Source organism: Stenotrophomonas sp. 05L414_2 (genome assembly GCF_056397905.1).
Window position 1 is genome coordinate 21,478 of the sequence record NZ_JBFTOJ010000029.1, and the last position, 14,781, is coordinate 36,258.

The window sequence follows — 14,781 nt, forward strand, 5'->3', positions numbered from 1 at the left end:
GCGCGGCTGTAATCGTTTTCAACAGGGATGTGAGCCCATGTCACGTACTCTTTCCATCGCGGCACTGGCCGCTTCGCTGTCGCTTCTTCTGGCTGCCTGTGGTGGCAAGGCGCCCGCAACCGACGGCGACCCGGGTTCCGCCGGCAAGCCGGAGGCCAGCACGGCATCGGCTGACGCCCAACAGCAGTTGACCGCAAAGCTCAACGCCTACATCGGCTGCTTCAACGCGCTTGATTCGAAGACGCACAGCAGCATCCAGACCTACACGCGCTGGATCAAGGACGTGGACGCCGGCCCGAGCGGGCGCGAGACGAACGTGTACGGACCATTCGAGATCGGCGATTACGACATGAAGCAATGCGACGCCCCCGTGACGGAGGCGATCGCTGCCAAGCCGGCGCTTGCCGATCTCGATGCCGCTGCCGGCCACTACCAGCAGGCGCTGAAGGCGCTGGTGCCGATCAGCAAGGAAGCCCACGACTACTACGAGCGTCAGGACTTCGAAGACGACAAGTTTGCCAAGGGCAAGCAGCTGCACGCGCCGTTGATGACCGCCTTCAAGGATTTCGTGGTTGCCAGTGAAACATTCAACACCGAACTGGAGCGCCAGAACGACGCTGCCCAGCGCGAACAGCTCAAGGCGCTGGAGCAGGCCGAAGGACGCACCCGCGAGTACTACCGACTGGCGATGATGCTGGAAGCGAAAGCGATCATGGAGATGATGGGCGAGGACGACTTCGACGTGGCCCGGGCACGGGAGCGGCTGGACGCCTTCAACCGCATTTCCGACGAAGCGCATGCCAAAGTGGCCGATCAGGAGCCGGGCAAGCTGGACTGGAACAGCTTCGAACGCGAGGCCGAGAACTTCCGCCGCGAAGGCAAGGAGCGCCTGCAGCGCGTCAGCGCGAACACGCCCTACACCGACTTCGAACGACGCATGCTTGATTCGCCCTCGATGGCGCCGAGCGGCTCGGCCGGGCGACTGCTGCACATCTACAACGCACTGGTGTTCCAGAGCAACCGCCAGTAATCCGGGGCGCTGCACCCACTTCTGTCGCATTCGAGCAGGCTGATTGCGACGTGAAGGATGGGGTGCCCCGTCGTCTCGATGGCATCGGCGTCCGCATATGCGGGCTGTTCCACCGCGCGCGCGAATGTGCGCCGTCTCATATCTGCAAGGAACCGGTTTGAATTCTTCCGCGCGTGTACTTTCTCTGCTTATGCTCGGCGCTGCCGCCGCCCTCGCTGGTTGCAACGGATCGGCAGGACTGCCGGTGGCCGATCCGGGCCTGCAGAAGATCAACGCCTACATCGAGTGCTACAACGGCGTCGAACAGCCCATCCACGAGGGCTTCCAGACCTATACCGGCTGGATCAAGGATCCCGAAGCGGGGCCGACGGGCAAGGAAGCGCAGCCGCGCTCGCCGGGCAAGGTGCTGTCGCATCGTGTCGAGTACTGCGGCCAACCGCTGACCGATGCGTTGGCCCGGACGCCGGCCACGCCGCTGGATGAGCCGGTGCGGCAGTACCAGGCGGCCTTCCAGTCGTTGTATGCGCTGATCGAACGCGCTGATGGCTATTTCACCCGTGAGGACTATCGGCGCGACAACGGCGAAGGGATGCGCGCCCAGCATGCGCCGCTGATGCAGGCCTACGCTGACTTCTTCAAGGCCAGCGAGGCCCTGGACGCGGCGCTGGAGAAGAACGAGGAGGAACGCCGTGCCGCGCAGCTCAAGCAGATCGAAGCGGACGAAGGTCGTTCACTGGCGTACTACCACCTGCGCATCATCGGTGACGGCAAGCGCCTGGCACTGTCGCTGCAGGGAGAGGCGCCGGACCTGCAGGTGGCGCGCACGCAGCTGGCCGACTACCAAGCGCTGGTCAAGGAAATGCAGGATGCAGGGGTGGGTAGGGACAACCCGCTGTGGGCACATGTACAGCGGTCGACGGACGTGCTGATCCGGGATGCCGGGCGCCGCGTCGAGCGCCTTGCATCAGGCAAGGCATTCACCGAACGTGAGCGCGAGGAAGAACGGACATCCAGTGGCCGTGTCGGATCGGCGCCTGCGGGCTCGGAGGCGRCAGTGATGGCCGCCTACAACGATCTGGTGACCACCAGCAATCGCATGAATTGAGCCAGTGGGTCGACTGCGATGGATGGATGCGGGATGCCGCATTCGTCCATCGCGCGGATCTGCTGTGTGCCTTTGGTGGGGCTTCATCCACGCATGGCGTGGATCTACTCCGCTGGCTTCGGTGGGGCCGGCCGTCGGCTGGGCTCATCGTCAGTGGCTGAACGTATCCGGCAGCGGTCCGCCACACTTGCGGCAGTGCCGCGCATCCGGCTCGTGGCCCTCCAGCCCGCAGTGCGGGCAGCCACGTGCATCGCGGCGCGCGGCCAGCTCGGCATCGCGCATGGTGCTGGCCAGTTCGGCGGTGTAGATGCCGGTGGGCACGGCGATGATGCTGTAACCGATCAGGATCAGCACCGAGGTGACGAAGCGGCCGAGCACGGTCTGCGGCACGATGTCGCCGAAGCCGACCGTGGCCATCGTCACCACTGCCCAGTACATGCTGCTGGGAATGCTGGTGAAGCCATGGTTCGGTCCCTCGATCACGTACATCAGCGTGCCGGCGATGATGGTGATGGTGACCACCGTGAACAGGAACAGCAGGATCTTGCGCCGGCTGCGCCACAGCGACTGCATCAGCACGCCGCTTTCTTCGATGTAGCGGGTCAGCTTGAGGATGCGGAACACGCGCAGGATGCGCAGTGCGCGCACCACCAGCAGGCTCTGCGCACCGGGAATGAACAGCGACAGGTAGGTCGGCAGGATCGAGGCCAGGTCGATGATGCCCCAGATGCTCACCGCGTAGCGCAGCGGGCGCTTGACCACCACCAGCCGCAGCACGTATTCGGCGGTGAACAGGATGGTGAAGCCCCATTCCAGCACGTACAGCCAGTCGGCATGGGCGATGTGGAAGCGCTGCACGCTGTCGAACATCACCACCAGCACGCTGGCGATGATCGCGTAGACCAGCAGCAGGTCGAAATTGCGCGAGGGCCGGCTGTCGTGGCGGTAGATGATGTCGAACCACCGGCGGCGCCAGCCGGTCTCGGTGGCGGGGTTCAGCTGGGGGGCGGAAAACGGTCGCATGCGTGCATTGTGCCGCACGGGTTCCAGCGCGAGAATGGGCATTCCTGAACCCTGCTGACCGCCATGACCGCCGCTACCGATCCGCTGATCTCCCTGTCGCACTACTACCTGCCGGTGTACAAGCCCCGCCAGGTGGTGCTGGAGCGAGGCCAGGGCGCCCGCGTGTGGGACAGCCAGGGCCGTGAGTTCATCGATCTGGCCGCGGGCATCGCCGTGTGCGGCCTGGGCCACAACGACCCGGACCTGGTCGCCGCGCTGGTCGAACAGGCCGGCAAGCTGTGGCACACCAGCAACGTGTTCTACAGCGCGCCGCCGCTGCACCTGGCCGAGGAACTGGTGAAGGCCAGCCGCTTCGCCGAGCGCGTGTTCCTGTGCAACTCCGGCGCCGAAGCCAACGAAGTGGCGATCAAGATGGTCCGCAAGTGGGCCTCCAGCCAGGGCCGCCCGGCCGACAAGCGCGTGATCATCACCTTCCGCGGCAGCTTCCACGGCCGCACCATGGGCGCGGTGACCGCTACCGCCCAGCCGAAGTACCAGGAAGGCTACGAGCCGCTGCCGGGGGGCTTCCGCTACATCGACTTCAACGATGAAGTGCAGCTGGAAACGGCGATGGCCGCTGGCGACGTGGCGGCGGTGATGCTGGAGCCGATCCAGGGCGAGGGCGGGGTGATGCCGGCCAAGTCCGGTTTCCTCAAGCGCGTGCGCGAACTGTGCGACCAGCACAACGCACTGCTGGTGCTGGACGAGATCCAGGCCGGCATGGGCCGTACCGGTACCTTGTTCGCGCATTGGCAGGATGACGTGGTGCCGGACATGGTGACCCTGGCCAAGGCACTGGGCGGTGGTTTCCCGATCGGCGCGATGCTGGCCGGCCCGAAGGTGGCCGAGACCATGCAGTTCGGTGCCCACGGCACCACCTTCGGCGGCAATCCGCTGGCCGCGGCCGTCGCCCGCGTGGCGCTGCGCAAGCTGGCCTCGGCCGAGATCGCAGCCAATGTCAGCCGCCAGTCGAAGGCGCTGCGCGATGGCTTTGCCCGCATCAACGATGAGTTCACGGTGTTCAGCGAGGTGCGCGGTCGCGGCCTGATGCTGGGTGCGGTGCTGAGCAAGGAGTTCGCTGGCCAGGCCGGTGCCATCCTCGACCACGCTGCGGAGCAGGGCCTGTTGACCCTGCAGGCTGGCCCGGACGTGCTGCGCTTCGTGCCGTCGCTGAACATCACTGACGAAGAAGTGGCCGAAGGCCTCAAGCGCCTGCGCGCGGCGATTGCCGCGTTCGTCGCCGCGCGCTGATCATTGACCAAGGTAGCGCCGGGCCATGCCCGGCGTTGCTTTTCCGCTGCGCTCGTCGCGCATGGCCCGGCGCTACCGCACCCCGTAGCGCTTCAGCACCTTCCCCAGTCCGCGTCCGTCCTGCACGGTTTCCGCGTGCAGGCCCGCTGCGCGTGCACCGCGCACGTTGACGAACAGGTCATCGACGAACAGCGTGTGCGCCGGTGCCACCTCGAGGGCTGCGAGCGTGCGCAGGAATACCTCCGGTGCAGGCTTGCGCAGGCCGAAGTCCGCGCTGCAGAACACCCGGCCCTGCAGCTTGGGAAACAGCTCCGGCAGCAGCGTCGGCAGCGCCTGCGTCATCAAGGCACCATTGTTGGTCAGCACCGCCATCGGCACCCGCAGGGCGTTCAGCCGTTGCAGCACGGCGTGCTGCGGGTGGCTGGCCGCGTGCCGTGCGGCGATCCAGGTGTGCAGCGTTACCGTTGTGCCGAGCCGTTCGCCAAGCTGGGCCAGATAGCGCTCGCCATCCAGCGCACCGCTGTCGTGTGCCGCTTCGAGCCCGCTGTCGTACAGCGCGGCCTGCACGTGCGCGGTCGGCACGCCCAGCGCCTGCGCCAGATGCAGCACGCGCTGTGCGCGCTGGTAGTGCAGCAGCACGCCATCAACATCGAGCAGGAGAAGATCGATCCGCATCGGTCGAGCATGCCATTGCCGTATCCGCACGCAAACCCTGGACCACCACTGCGACACACGGTCGCAGCCGGGTGGCCAGGTGTCTGCCTAGAATGACCACCGAACCTGCAGGAGACGCGACGATGAAGGCTTGGATGGTAGCGGTGGGGCTGGGTGCGCTGATGCTGGCGCCATCGGCGATGGCGCGCGTATGTGCGGTGAGCATCGACAGCACCGACCAGATGAGCTTCAGCAGCCGGGAGATCAAGGTGGCTGCCGATTGCAGCGAAATCGACCTGACCCTGCGGCACACCGGCAGGCTGGCCGCCACCGCGATGGGCCACAACTGGGTGCTGACCCGCACCGCCGACTACCAGCCGGTGGCGATGGCGGGCATGCGCATGACCTTGGCCGACAGCTACCTGCCGAAGGCCGACAAGCGCGTGCTGGCCCACACCAAAGTGATCGGTGGTGGCGAGACCGCCCGCGTGCGTTTTTCCACGAAGGGCATGCAGAAGGGCGGCGATTACACTTTCTTCTGCTCGTTCCCCGGCCACTTCGCGATGATGAAGGGCAAGTTCGTCTTCGGTTGAGTGCGCAGCAGCCACGCATGGCGTGGCTCTACTCCAGAGACGCAGCTCAGTAGATCCACGCCATGCGTGGATGAAGCACATCGATCCRGTAGATCCACGCCATGCGTGGATGAGGGCAGGCAGTGCCGACCAAGGTCGGCACCTACCAGGCCTGGATTCAGCCCTTGGCCGCCTTGAACGCCACGCGTGCCGCTGCCAGCGTGGCCTCGATCACGGCATCATCGTGGGCGCTGGACAGGAAACCGGCCTCGTACGCCGACGGTGCCAGGAACACGCCCTGGTCCAGCATCGCGTGGAAGAAACGGTTGAACGCGGGAATGTCGCAGGCCGTGGCCTGGGCGTAGGTCTCCACCTTCTCAGCGGTGAAGAACAGCCCGAACATCGCGCCCACCTGGGTGGTGGTCACCGCTACGCCTGCATCGGCGGCGGCGGCTTCCAGTCCCGCACACAGGCGGGCGGCGCGCGCGCTCAGGTCGTCGTGGAAACCCGGCTGCTGGATCAGCTCCAGCATGGCCAGGCCGGCGGCCATCGCCACCGGGTTGCCGCTGAGCGTGCCGGCCTGGTAGATCGGGCCAGCGGGCGCGATCTGCTGCATCAGCTCGCGGCGGCCGCCGTAGGCGCCCACCGGCATGCCGCCGCCGATGATCTTGCCGAAGGTGGTCAGGTCCGGGCTGATACCGTAGTGCGCCTGCGCACCGCCAAGGGCAACGCGGAAACCGGTCATCACTTCGTCGAAGATCAGCAGCGCGCCRTGCTGCGTGCACAGCGCGCGCAGGTGCTGCAGGTAGCCTTCGCGGGGCGGAATGCAGTTGGCGTTGCCCACCACCGGCTCGATGATCAGGCCGGCGATCTCGCTGCCGCGTGCGTCGAACAGGGCGGTGGCCGCCTCGAAGTCGTTGTAGGGCAGGGTCAGGGTCAGTTCGCTCAGGCCGGCCGGCACGCCGGGCGAGGTCGGCACGCCCAGGGTCAGCATGCCGCTGCCGGCCTTGACCAGGAACGAGTCACCGTGGCCGTGGTAGCAGCCTTCGAACTTGACGATGCAGCTGCGGCCGGTGGCACCGCGCGCCAGGCGGATCGCCGACAGGGTGGCTTCGGTACCGGAGTTGACCATGCGCACCATCTCGCACGACGGCACCAGCCGGGTGATGGTCTCGGCCATGGTCACTTCCGCTGCGCACGGCGCACCGAAGGACAGGCCGTTGTCGATCGCCTTCTTCACCGCCTGGCGTACGGCGGTGTGGTTGTGGCCGACGATCATCGGGCCCCACGATCCCACGTAGTCGATGTAGCGGTTGCCGTCGACGTCGTACAGGTAGGCGCCGTCAGCGCGCTCGACGAAGAAGGGTTCGCCGCCGACCGACTTGAACGCGCGCACCGGTGAGTTGACGCCGCCAGGCAGCAATTCCTGGGCGCGGGAGAACAGGGCGTGGGACTGGTCGTGGTTCATGGGGTTTCCTGGGGGTTACTGCTGCGTATCGAATCGGGCGAGGTAGGCGCGCTGGGTCGCGACCGGGTCCTGCGCGGCGTAGATGCCGCTGACCACGGCCAACAGGTCGGCGCCGGCATCGATGATGGGACCGACATTGTCCGGGCTCAGGCCACCAATCGCCACCCGCGGCACGCCCAGTGCGGCGCTTTGCCGCAGCAGGTCGGGGTGGGCGCGGCTGCTGGTGACCTTGGTGGTGGTGGGGAAGAACGCGCCGAAGGCCACGTAGCTGGCGCCCGCCGCCACGGCATGCTCGGCGTTGGCCAGCTGGTCGTAGCAGGAGGCGCCGATGATGGCGTCCGGGCCGAGCAGGCTGCGTGCGGCGCCGATGTCACCGTCGGTGCCGCCCAGGTGCACGCCCGCCGCGCCGATGGCCTGGGCAAGCGCCGGGTCGTCGTTGACGATCAGCGGCACGCCGTGGGCGGCGCACAAGGCCTGCAGCGCCGTGGCCTGTTCCCGCCGCAGCGCATCGCTGGCGGTCTTGTTGCGGTACTGCAGCCAGGTGGCGCCGGCGGCAAGCAGCGGCGCGGTGCGCGCCAGCAGGCGGGCGGTATCGGGTTCATCCGGGGTGATCAGGTAGACGCCGCGGGGCGCCGGGGAAGCAGAAGTCATCGATGGCTACCGGTGAGTGGACCGCGATGGGACAATGGCGGCCCGTGAATCCAGCCCTGATTATCCGATGAGCGAAGCCACCCCCACCACCCTGCGTACCTGGATGTGCGTGGTCTGCGGATTCCTGTACCGCGAAGCGGATGGGCTGCCGGAAGAGGGCATCGCCCCGGGCACGCGCTGGGAAGACATTCCCGAGACCTGGACCTGCCCGGATTGCGGCGTGACCAAGGACGATTTCGAGATGGTCGAGATCGATTGATCGCAATTGCCGCCGGGCATGGCCCGGCGCTACCGGTCGGGCGGATCGTTGGTGGTGGGTGCGGACCGTTTGTCCGCACACCGGACAACCTCAATGCAGCCGCGGTACCGGTCCGCCCAGGTCGATCAGCTTCTCGCGCAGCCATTGCGCGTCGCTGGCCTCGGGGTTGCGCTTGAGGTACAGGCCCAGGTCGTTGCGCGCGCCGGCCAGGTAGTCCAGCTGCAGGTAGGCCAGGCCGCGATCGCGCAGGGCATCGTCCTGTTCGGGGGCGAGCTTGAGCAGGCGGTCGGCACTGCGCGCGGCACGATCCCACTCGCTGGCCTCGGCATAGACCCCATGCAGGTTGCGCAGCATGCGGATCAGGATCGCGCGGCTCGGTGCAGGATCGAGGATCTGCGCCAGCACCTGGTCGTCGGGCATCTGCCCGCCCAGGTGTGATTTGGCGCGTTCGCGCAGTTCGTCCACGTCCAGCGGCCGGCCACCATTGAACGGGTCCATCACCAGCACGCCATCGTCAACCGGCAGGCGCACCAGGAAATGACCGGGGAATGACACGCCGTCCAACGGAATGCCCAGCCGTCGCGCCACCTCCATCTGCACCAGTGCCAGCGAGATCGGATTGCCCAGACGGCGCTCGAAGACCTGGTTGAGGTAGCTGTTGCGCGGGTCGTAGTACTCCTGGTGGTCGCCGCTGTAGCCCAGCTCATCGAACAGATGCCGGTTGATGGCCGCCATCTTCAGCGGGCTGTGCTCGATGCTGTCCACCTCGGCGCGCAGGTGCTCGACGTGGCTCTGCACCAGCGCATCGTAGGTCGACGGCTGCAGATCGGGATATTCATCGCGCGCGATCAGCAGCGCGGTCGGCAGCAGTGGCAGCGCCTCGTCGTCGAAGTCGGCCAGTGCATCCCAGTCGGGGAGTGTGATCCGGTCCTGCATGTCCACAGACTGGCGGCAATCGCAGGCGGTTTCAAGCAGCGTGGCGTGAATTCATCATCCCCACGTGTCCCGATCCACGCATGGCGTGGATCTACCGTGTCGACCAAGGTCGACACCCACCAACAGCGGCAGGAAGCTGTCAGAGGTAGGGTGGTGTGGGCTTGCAGGACCGCAGGCGCCATGGATGGCGCCTACGAGCCCCCAGGGATGGGTTTACACGGCGTGTCCTGCAAGCCTACACAGCGTGCCGGGCCACCGCTGGGGTAGGGCGGGCACATGTCACCGGCCGAGCACGGCGGCACGTCGCGCTGCTGGCTCACCAGCCGCCGCTCGCTGTCGAAGTACAGGATGTCCAGCGCGATCTTGGTGTTCTTCATCCAGTACGCCTGCATTTCCTCGCGGTCATGCACGAACAGCATGCCGTGGTCCTCGGCCATCTGGTCGCGGAACATCAACCCGCGCGCACGGGTTTCATCGTTGGTGGCCAGTTCAACGTCATAGCGCGCACCGTCAAGTTCCACCCAGTGGCGGGCAGCATCGGTGGCGCAGCCGGTCAGGGCCAGCAGCGGGAGCATCAGCAGTGAGCGCAGCAACGACATCGTCAGGGTCCTTCGAAAGGGTCAGAGCACGATCGGCGGCTCGCCGCCGACGATCACCACATCGGCACGGCGCCGTGCGAACAGGCCGACGCAGACCACGCCCGGCAGCTGGTTGAGCTCACGCTCCAGTTTTTCCGGATCGGTGATCTGCAGGTTGTGGATGTCCAGGATCTGGTTGCCGTTGTCGGTCACCACGCCCTCGCGCCAGGTCGGCTGGCCGCCGGTCATGTCGCGGATCTGGCGGGCAACCAGGCTGCGTGCCATCGGGATCACTTCCACCGGCAGCGGGAACCTGCCCAGCACCGGTACCTGCTTGCTCGGGTCGACGATGCAGACGAAGCGCTCGCTGGCCTCGGCGATGATCTTCTCGCGGGTCAGCGCAGCGCCGCCGCCCTTGATCAGGCACTTGCCGGGATCGCACTCGTCGGCGCCATCCACGTACAGCGACAGGGTGCCGGTGTGGTTCAGCTCGATCACCTCGATGCCATGCTGCTTCAGGCGCGCGGTGCTCTGTTCGGAACTGGACACCGCACCCTTGATGCGATGCTGGATGCGGGCCAGCGCATCGATGAAATAGGCGACGGTGGAACCGGTGCCGACACCGACGATCATGCCGTCTTCGACGTACTCGATGGCCTTTTCGGCGGCCAGGCGCTTGGCTTCAGACATTGCGGAGAGCTCTCAGGCAGGGAATCAGGATTTCTTTTCCAGCGACAGCAGCAGCTTCCACTGCGCAGCGGTCACCGCGAACACCGACAGGCGGTTGCCCTTGGCAACCAGCGGGAAGCCTTCGCCGAGTTCCTCGGCATGCAGCTTGATCTCGTCCAGCGCGATCACCTGCTTCAGCTTGCGGTCGAAGGCCACGTCCACCAGCATCCAGCGCGGGTTCTCGCGCGTGCTCTTGGGATCGTGGTAGTCGGATTTCGGGTCGAACTGGGTGTCGTCCGGGTAGGCCGCGCTGGCCACCGTGGCCAGGCCGACGATGCCGGGCACCTTGGTATTGGAGTGGTAGAACAGGATGCCGTCACCGACCTGCATGCCATCGCGCATGAAATTGCGCGCCTGGTAGTTGCGCACGCCGTTCCAGGGTTCAACCTTGACCTTGGCCAGGTCGTCGATGGAAAAGGCGTCCGGTTCGGACTTCATCAGCCAGTAGCGCTTGCGGGCGGTCATGCGTTCACGGGGGCAGCGGAAGGGAGCAGGGTGCCGGCTTCAGTGCAGATCGCATCCACCGGCACGTCCCAGGACGCCACCGGCAAGGACTCGACCTGCTGCACCGAGAATGCCGCGCCGACCAGCCAGGGTGGCGCCGGCCGATCATGGCGGAAGGCGAAGCTGCGATCATACCAGCCACCTCCCATGCCCAGCCGCCGGCACCGTGCGTCGAAGCCCACCAGCGGCGTCACCACCAGTGCCATCTGCGCCGGTTCCAGCGTGTCTTCGAGGGCGATGTCCGGTTCGGGAATGCCGTAGCGGTTGCTGGTCAACGGTTGGCCGGGGCGCCAGGGCGCGAAGCGCAGCACGTCGCCGTGCAGCACCGGCAGGCAGTAGGTCAAGCGATCGGGCAGCTGCAGTTGCCAGCGGTGCAGGGCGATTTCGCCATCCAGCGCCCAGTAGCCGGCCACGGCGCCTTCGCGCGGGGCGAACGGCAGCGCCAGCAGCGCATCGGCCAGCGATTCGGCAGCGGCGATACGGGCGGGGGCGGAAAGGTCGCGGCGGCGTTGCCGCAGGTCGTGGCGCAGGGCCTGTCGCGGGTCGGTCATGGCAGCGTGCGGCAAGGATCAGCCGTCATTGTGCCGGAAAGAACAAGGGCGACGCCCGAAGACGCCGCCCTTGCTGGAATATTGCATTCTCCGCAATGTCGATGCATGCGAAACGACCTTGAACCCGGGGGCTCAAGTGGGAACGCTGGAGAACCATCGGGCTTCCCGCTGCAAGGCGGACCTGCACTCCCGGCGCTGTCGCGCTCCCGGTGTCGTTCTTAAGGGACAAGGCGAATGTTTGCACATGCCGTCGAGTACCGCAGAGAACGCGTCGCCATTATAGCTACCGCGCGTGATCTGGATAGGCCGTTCGTCGGCAACAGTGCGTGCCAATTCAGAAAAGAGAAGGCGCATTCCGCGCCCATCTCAGGTGCTGCTGTCGATCGCCCGGTCCAGGCGCCGGTTCAGGTCGGCCAGGGTCTGTTGCAGGGCGACCGCCTGGCGGGCGTTCTCATCGCGCAGCAGCTGCAGTTCGTGTGCCAGGTTGAGTGCCGCCAGCACCGCGATGCGGTCCACCGCGGCCATCCGGTTGCTGCCGCGGATCTCGCGCATGCGCGCATCCAGCAGGCGGGCGGCCGCCATCAGGCTGTCGCGTTCATCGCCACCAACGCCGACCGTGTATTCGCGGTCAAGGATACGGACGCTGACCGGTTCGGCACTCATGTGTGCTGCTCCAGGGATTTGAGCCGGGTGATCATCGCTTCCACCCGCGAACGCGCCTGCTCGTTCTTGGCCAGCAGCGTCGAGCGCTCGGCCACCAGCTGTTCCTGCTGGTGGCGCAGGCTGCGGTTCTCCTCGGCCAGCCGCTGGTTGCGGTCGAGCAACGCCTCCACACGGGCGGCGAAGGCCTGCAGCTGGGCAAGGGGATCGGCGGGTTCCATGCCCGCACGATAGGCAAGCCGGGTCAGGGCGGTCAAGCACTGTCGCAGCAGGGCCCGGCGGCTACGGAGAGCAGGCGGACACATTGCTACACTACCGGGCTCACGGGCGCGCGCGTGCGCGCTCCGCAGTTTCCCTTCCGAACGAGCCGCACGATGACCGAACTTCCCTCCGTCGACGACGTTACCCGCGCCAGCCAGGAACTGGGCCTGGGCGCCACTGCTGCCGAGCTGCATGGCGGGCTGTGCGGCTGGCTGGCCGCTGGCGGTGCTCCCGGCAATGATTGGCCGGCGCGCGTACTGGCCGACGACAATCTGCCGCAGGCAGCTGCCGACAGTGCGCTGGCGCAGTTGCTGGAGGCCACCATCAAGCAGCTGGAAGACCGGGACTTCGCCTTCGAGCTGCTGTTGACCGACAGCAGCGACGTGGCCGCGCAGGCGGACGCCATGTTCAGCTGGACCCGTTCCTTCCTGGGCGGCTTCGGCCTGGGCAGTGGCGGCCACCGGCCGGCCCTGTCCGAAGAAGGCGAGGAGGCGCTGAACGACCTGGCCAGCCTGGCCCGTGCCTCGAGCGAGGATTTTGAAGCGGGCGGTGATGATGACGACGAAGCCCTGTCGGAGATCGAGGAGTTCATCCGCGTGGCGGTGCTGCTGCTGCACGGTGACGTGGTGCTGGCCGCGCGCCATCGGCAGCGCCTGAACTGATGGATATCAAGCAGCGCACCGGCATCGCTGCCGGCGAGTACAAGCGTCGTCGCCGGCAGTTGATGGACATGGCGGGCGAAGACGCGATCCTGGTGCTGCCGGCGGCATCTGAGAAGGTGCGCAGCCTTGATACCCATTATCCGTACCGGCAGGATTCGGATTTCCAGTACCTGAGCGGCTTCCCGGAGCCGGAAGCGGTACTGGTGCTGATTCCCGGCCGTCGCCACGGCGAAGCGATCCTGTTCTGCCGCGAGCGCGATCCCGAGCGCGAAGCCTGGGATGGCGGTCGCGCCGGCCAGGACGGCGCCGTGGCGCAGTTCGCGATGGACGATGCCTACCCGATCACCGACCTGGACGACATCCTGCCGGGCCTGCTGGAAGGGCGTTCGCGGGTGTACTACCACTTCGGCCGCGAYGCGGATTTCGACCTGAAGCTGATCGGCTGGGTGAACCGCGTACGTTCGCAGGTGCGCCACGGTGCGCAGCCACCGCATGAGTTCCTGGAACTGGGCCATCTGCTGCACGAGCAGCGGTTGTTCAAGTCCGGTGCCGAGGTGGCGTTGATGCAGCGTGCGGCCGACATCAGTGTGCTGGCGCATCGCGCGGCCATGCAGAGTGCGAAGGCGGGCATTCACGAGTACGAACTGCAGGCCGAACTGGAGCGGGTGTTCCGTGCCAACGACGCGGTACCTGCGTACTGCAGCATCGTCGGCGCCGGCCGCAATGCCTGCATCCTGCATTACCGCGACAACAACGCGCGTTCGCGCGACGGCGAACTGGTGTTGATCGATGCCGGCGCCGAGTACCGCGGCTACGCCAGTGACATCACCCGTACGTTCCCGGTCAATGGTCGTTTCAGCGCCGAGCAGCGCGCGCTGCATGATCTGGTGGGTGCCGCGCAGGCGGCGGCGCTTGCCCAGGCCAAACCGGGCGTGGCGTACGAAATGGGCCATCTGGCGGCGGTGCAGACCCTCACCGAAGGGTTGCTGCAACTGGGCCTGTTGAAGGGCACGCTGGAAAAGAATCTCACCGAAGGCTTGTACCAGCGCTTCTACCGGCACAAGACCGGGCACTGGATCGGGCTGGATGTGCACGATGTAGGCGACTACCGCCTGGCCGGCGATTCGCGCCTGCTGGAGCCGGGCATGGCGTTCACCATCGAGCCGGGGCTGTATATCGGCGTGGACGACACAACGGTGGAACCGCGCTGGCGCGGCATCGGCATCCGTACCGAAGATGACGTGCTGATCACCGACGACGGGCATCGGGTGTTGACCGAAGGGCTGGAACGCAGCGCCGACGAGATCGAAGCGTTGATGGCGGGGTAAGAGGGGTTTCGGCAGGGCTTGCAGCCCTGCACCTGCAGAGGCCACAGCCACAGCAACAGCAACAGCGGCATTCGGTGGGGGGCGGGGCACTGTGGGTTTGCGGGGCCGCCGCAAGTAYGTCCTTGTAGGCTTGGTCGCCGCATCCATGCGGCTCACACCCCGCAAACCCACAGTACCCCGCCTTCGACAGTTTCCCGCGGCTGTTGGTAACGGCGGTTGTCGGCACGCGGRACTATTGGTAGGTGTCGACCTTGGTCGACACGGAGCGAGCGCAGCAAGCGACCCGCTTTTGATCTTCTTTTTCTTTTTTCCGTGGYTGGACGCGCGCAAGGRACTGTCAAAGGCGGGGTAMGAGGGGTTTYGGCAGGGCTTGCAGYCCTGCATCCGCTACAAGCCAGAGYAACAGCRACAGCAACAGCAACAGCGGCATTCSGTGGGATGGCGGGGYACTGTGGGTTTGCGGGGTGTGAGCCGCATGGATGCGGCGACCAAGCCTACAAGGACGTACTTGCGGCGGCCC

18 protein-coding genes and 1 other RNA gene are annotated in these 14,781 nt (G+C 66.4%); 7 read left to right on the forward strand and 12 right to left on the reverse strand.

Annotated features, from left to right (window positions below):
* Nucleotides 1-37: 37 nt before the first annotated feature.
* Entirely contained in the window at nucleotides 38-1,030 is a 993-nt protein-coding gene (locus AC1DJN_RS06200; RefSeq protein WP_032976736.1) for a YiiG family protein, read from the forward strand.
* 190 nt (nucleotides 1,031-1,220) lie between these two features.
* Nucleotides 1,221-2,135, forward strand: a complete 915-nt coding sequence (locus tag AC1DJN_RS06205; RefSeq protein WP_478038994.1) for a YiiG family protein — start codon at nucleotides 1,221-1,223, stop codon at nucleotides 2,133-2,135.
* 150 nt (nucleotides 2,136-2,285) lie between these two features.
* On the opposite strand, the gene AC1DJN_RS06210 is transcribed toward AC1DJN_RS06205, so the two are convergent.
* The gene (locus AC1DJN_RS06210) at nucleotides 2,286-3,158 is read right to left on the reverse strand and encodes an ion transporter (RefSeq protein WP_025874187.1); all 873 of its coding nucleotides are present in this window, start codon (nucleotides 3,156-3,158) and stop codon (nucleotides 2,286-2,288) included.
* Between the two features lie 63 nt (nucleotides 3,159-3,221).
* Here AC1DJN_RS06210 and AC1DJN_RS06215 point away from each other — a divergent pair, with 63 nt between their 5' ends.
* Complete coding sequence (locus AC1DJN_RS06215) at nucleotides 3,222-4,448, forward strand: acetylornithine transaminase (protein WP_032976734.1); 1,227 nt, start codon at nucleotides 3,222-3,224, stop codon at nucleotides 4,446-4,448.
* 72 nt (nucleotides 4,449-4,520) lie between these two features.
* Here the strand turns inward: AC1DJN_RS06215 and AC1DJN_RS06220 are convergent, their stop codons facing one another.
* On the reverse strand, nucleotides 4,521-5,123 hold the full coding sequence (locus AC1DJN_RS06220) for an HAD-IA family hydrolase (RefSeq protein WP_032976733.1): 603 nt from the start codon (nucleotides 5,121-5,123) through the stop codon (nucleotides 4,521-4,523).
* A 122-nt stretch (nucleotides 5,124-5,245) separates the two neighbouring features.
* Between AC1DJN_RS06220 and azu the strand changes: the two genes are divergently transcribed.
* On the forward strand, nucleotides 5,246-5,695 hold the full coding sequence (gene azu / locus AC1DJN_RS06225; RefSeq protein WP_033831930.1) for an azurin: 450 nt from the start codon (nucleotides 5,246-5,248) through the stop codon (nucleotides 5,693-5,695).
* A 157-nt stretch (nucleotides 5,696-5,852) separates the two neighbouring features.
* Here azu and hemL read toward each other — a convergent pair whose 3' ends face one another.
* Nucleotides 5,853-7,142, reverse strand: coding sequence for a glutamate-1-semialdehyde 2,1-aminomutase (gene hemL / locus AC1DJN_RS06230; RefSeq protein ID WP_080149896.1), 1,290 nt, complete (start codon nucleotides 7,140-7,142; stop codon nucleotides 5,853-5,855).
* Between the two features lie 15 nt (nucleotides 7,143-7,157).
* A complete protein-coding gene (thiE, locus tag AC1DJN_RS06235) occupies nucleotides 7,158-7,793 on the reverse strand; it encodes a thiamine phosphate synthase (protein WP_282279632.1) in 636 nt (211 codons plus the stop codon).
* Nucleotides 7,794-7,827: 34 nt separating this feature from the next.
* Between thiE and AC1DJN_RS06240 the strand changes: the two genes are divergently transcribed.
* Nucleotides 7,828-8,052 carry a rubredoxin gene (locus tag AC1DJN_RS06240; protein WP_025874193.1) on the forward strand — a complete coding sequence of 75 codons (225 nt, stop codon included), beginning with the start codon at nucleotides 7,828-7,830 and terminating at the stop codon, nucleotides 8,050-8,052.
* Between the two features lie 90 nt (nucleotides 8,053-8,142).
* Here the strand turns inward: AC1DJN_RS06240 and AC1DJN_RS06245 are convergent, their stop codons facing one another.
* From AC1DJN_RS06245 to AC1DJN_RS06280, 8 genes are all read right to left on the reverse strand, one after another.
* Nucleotides 8,143-8,988: a SirB1 family protein gene (locus AC1DJN_RS06245; protein WP_025874194.1), complete on the reverse strand. Its 846-nt coding sequence runs from the start codon at nucleotides 8,986-8,988 to the stop codon at nucleotides 8,143-8,145.
* A gap of 191 nt (nucleotides 8,989-9,179) precedes the next feature.
* Nucleotides 9,180-9,587, reverse strand: coding sequence for a DUF192 domain-containing protein (locus tag AC1DJN_RS06250; RefSeq protein ID WP_478038993.1), 408 nt, complete (start codon nucleotides 9,585-9,587; stop codon nucleotides 9,180-9,182).
* 21 nt (nucleotides 9,588-9,608) lie between these two features.
* Nucleotides 9,609-10,256, reverse strand: coding sequence for a ribose-5-phosphate isomerase RpiA (gene rpiA, locus AC1DJN_RS06255; protein WP_032976728.1), 648 nt, complete (start codon nucleotides 10,254-10,256; stop codon nucleotides 9,609-9,611).
* A 24-nt stretch (nucleotides 10,257-10,280) separates the two neighbouring features.
* Nucleotides 10,281-10,760, reverse strand: coding sequence for an EVE domain-containing protein (locus AC1DJN_RS06260; RefSeq protein ID WP_442252395.1), 480 nt, complete (start codon nucleotides 10,758-10,760; stop codon nucleotides 10,281-10,283).
* Complete coding sequence (locus AC1DJN_RS06265) at nucleotides 10,757-11,350, reverse strand: 5-formyltetrahydrofolate cyclo-ligase (RefSeq protein WP_032976727.1); 594 nt, start codon at nucleotides 11,348-11,350, stop codon at nucleotides 10,757-10,759. Before AC1DJN_RS06265 ends, AC1DJN_RS06260 begins: the two co-directional genes overlap by 4 nt.
* Nucleotides 11,351-11,433: 83 nt before the next feature.
* Nucleotides 11,434-11,619, reverse strand: a non-coding RNA gene (gene ssrS, locus AC1DJN_RS06270) — 6S RNA.
* A gap of 97 nt (nucleotides 11,620-11,716) precedes the next feature.
* Nucleotides 11,717-12,013 carry a cell division protein ZapA gene (locus AC1DJN_RS06275; RefSeq protein WP_025874199.1) on the reverse strand — a complete coding sequence of 99 codons (297 nt, stop codon included), beginning with the start codon at nucleotides 12,011-12,013 and terminating at the stop codon, nucleotides 11,717-11,719.
* Entirely contained in the window at nucleotides 12,010-12,231 is a 222-nt protein-coding gene (locus AC1DJN_RS06280) for a TIGR02449 family protein (protein WP_025874200.1), read from the reverse strand. The genes AC1DJN_RS06275 and AC1DJN_RS06280 overlap by 4 nt, the downstream gene beginning before the upstream one ends.
* 153 nt (nucleotides 12,232-12,384) lie before the next feature.
* On the opposite strand from AC1DJN_RS06280, the gene AC1DJN_RS06285 reads away from it, so the two are divergent.
* Nucleotides 12,385-12,933 carry a UPF0149 family protein gene (locus AC1DJN_RS06285; protein WP_025874201.1) on the forward strand — a complete coding sequence of 183 codons (549 nt, stop codon included), beginning with the start codon at nucleotides 12,385-12,387 and terminating at the stop codon, nucleotides 12,931-12,933.
* Nucleotides 12,934-12,938: 5 nt separating this feature from the next.
* A complete protein-coding gene (locus tag AC1DJN_RS06290) occupies nucleotides 12,939-14,261 on the forward strand; it encodes an aminopeptidase P N-terminal domain-containing protein (protein ID WP_152543311.1) in 1,323 nt (440 codons plus the stop codon).
* Nucleotides 14,262-14,781: the final 520 nt, after the last annotated feature.

Bases quoted from the DNA above. Each gene is read 5' to 3' on its own strand.
- AC1DJN_RS06200 (WP_032976736.1), top strand. From the start codon at position 38: ATGTCACGTACTCTTTCCATCGCGGCACTGGCCGCTTCGCTGTCGCTT.
- AC1DJN_RS06210 (WP_025874187.1), bottom strand. From the start codon at position 3,158: ATGCGACCGTTTTCCGCCCCCCAGCTGAACCCCGCCACCGAGACCGGC.
- AC1DJN_RS06215 (WP_032976734.1), top strand. From the start codon at position 3,222: ATGACCGCCGCTACCGATCCGCTGATCTCCCTGTCGCACTACTACCTG.
- AC1DJN_RS06220 (WP_032976733.1), bottom strand. From the start codon at position 5,123: ATGCGGATCGATCTTCTCCTGCTCGATGTTGATGGCGTGCTGCTGCAC.
- azu (WP_033831930.1), top strand. From the start codon at position 5,246: ATGAAGGCTTGGATGGTAGCGGTGGGGCTGGGTGCGCTGATGCTGGCG.
- thiE (WP_282279632.1), bottom strand. From the start codon at position 7,793: ATGACTTCTGCTTCCCCGGCGCCCCGCGGCGTCTACCTGATCACCCCG.
- AC1DJN_RS06240 (WP_025874193.1), top strand. From the start codon at position 7,828: ATGGCGGCCCGTGAATCCAGCCCTGATTATCCGATGAGCGAAGCCACC.
- AC1DJN_RS06245 (WP_025874194.1), bottom strand. From the start codon at position 8,988: ATGCAGGACCGGATCACACTCCCCGACTGGGATGCACTGGCCGACTTC.
- AC1DJN_RS06250 (WP_478038993.1), bottom strand. From the start codon at position 9,587: ATGTCGTTGCTGCGCTCACTGCTGATGCTCCCGCTGCTGGCCCTGACC.
- rpiA (WP_032976728.1), bottom strand. From the start codon at position 10,256: ATGTCTGAAGCCAAGCGCCTGGCCGCCGAAAAGGCCATCGAGTACGTC.
- AC1DJN_RS06260 (WP_442252395.1), bottom strand. From the start codon at position 10,760: ATGACCGCCCGCAAGCGCTACTGGCTGATGAAGTCCGAACCGGACGCC.
- AC1DJN_RS06265 (WP_032976727.1), bottom strand. From the start codon at position 11,350: ATGACCGACCCGCGACAGGCCCTGCGCCACGACCTGCGGCAACGCCGC.
- AC1DJN_RS06275 (WP_025874199.1), bottom strand. From the start codon at position 12,013: ATGAGTGCCGAACCGGTCAGCGTCCGTATCCTTGACCGCGAATACACG.
- AC1DJN_RS06280 (WP_025874200.1), bottom strand. From the start codon at position 12,231: ATGGAACCCGCCGATCCCCTTGCCCAGCTGCAGGCCTTCGCCGCCCGT.
- AC1DJN_RS06285 (WP_025874201.1), top strand. From the start codon at position 12,385: ATGACCGAACTTCCCTCCGTCGACGACGTTACCCGCGCCAGCCAGGAA.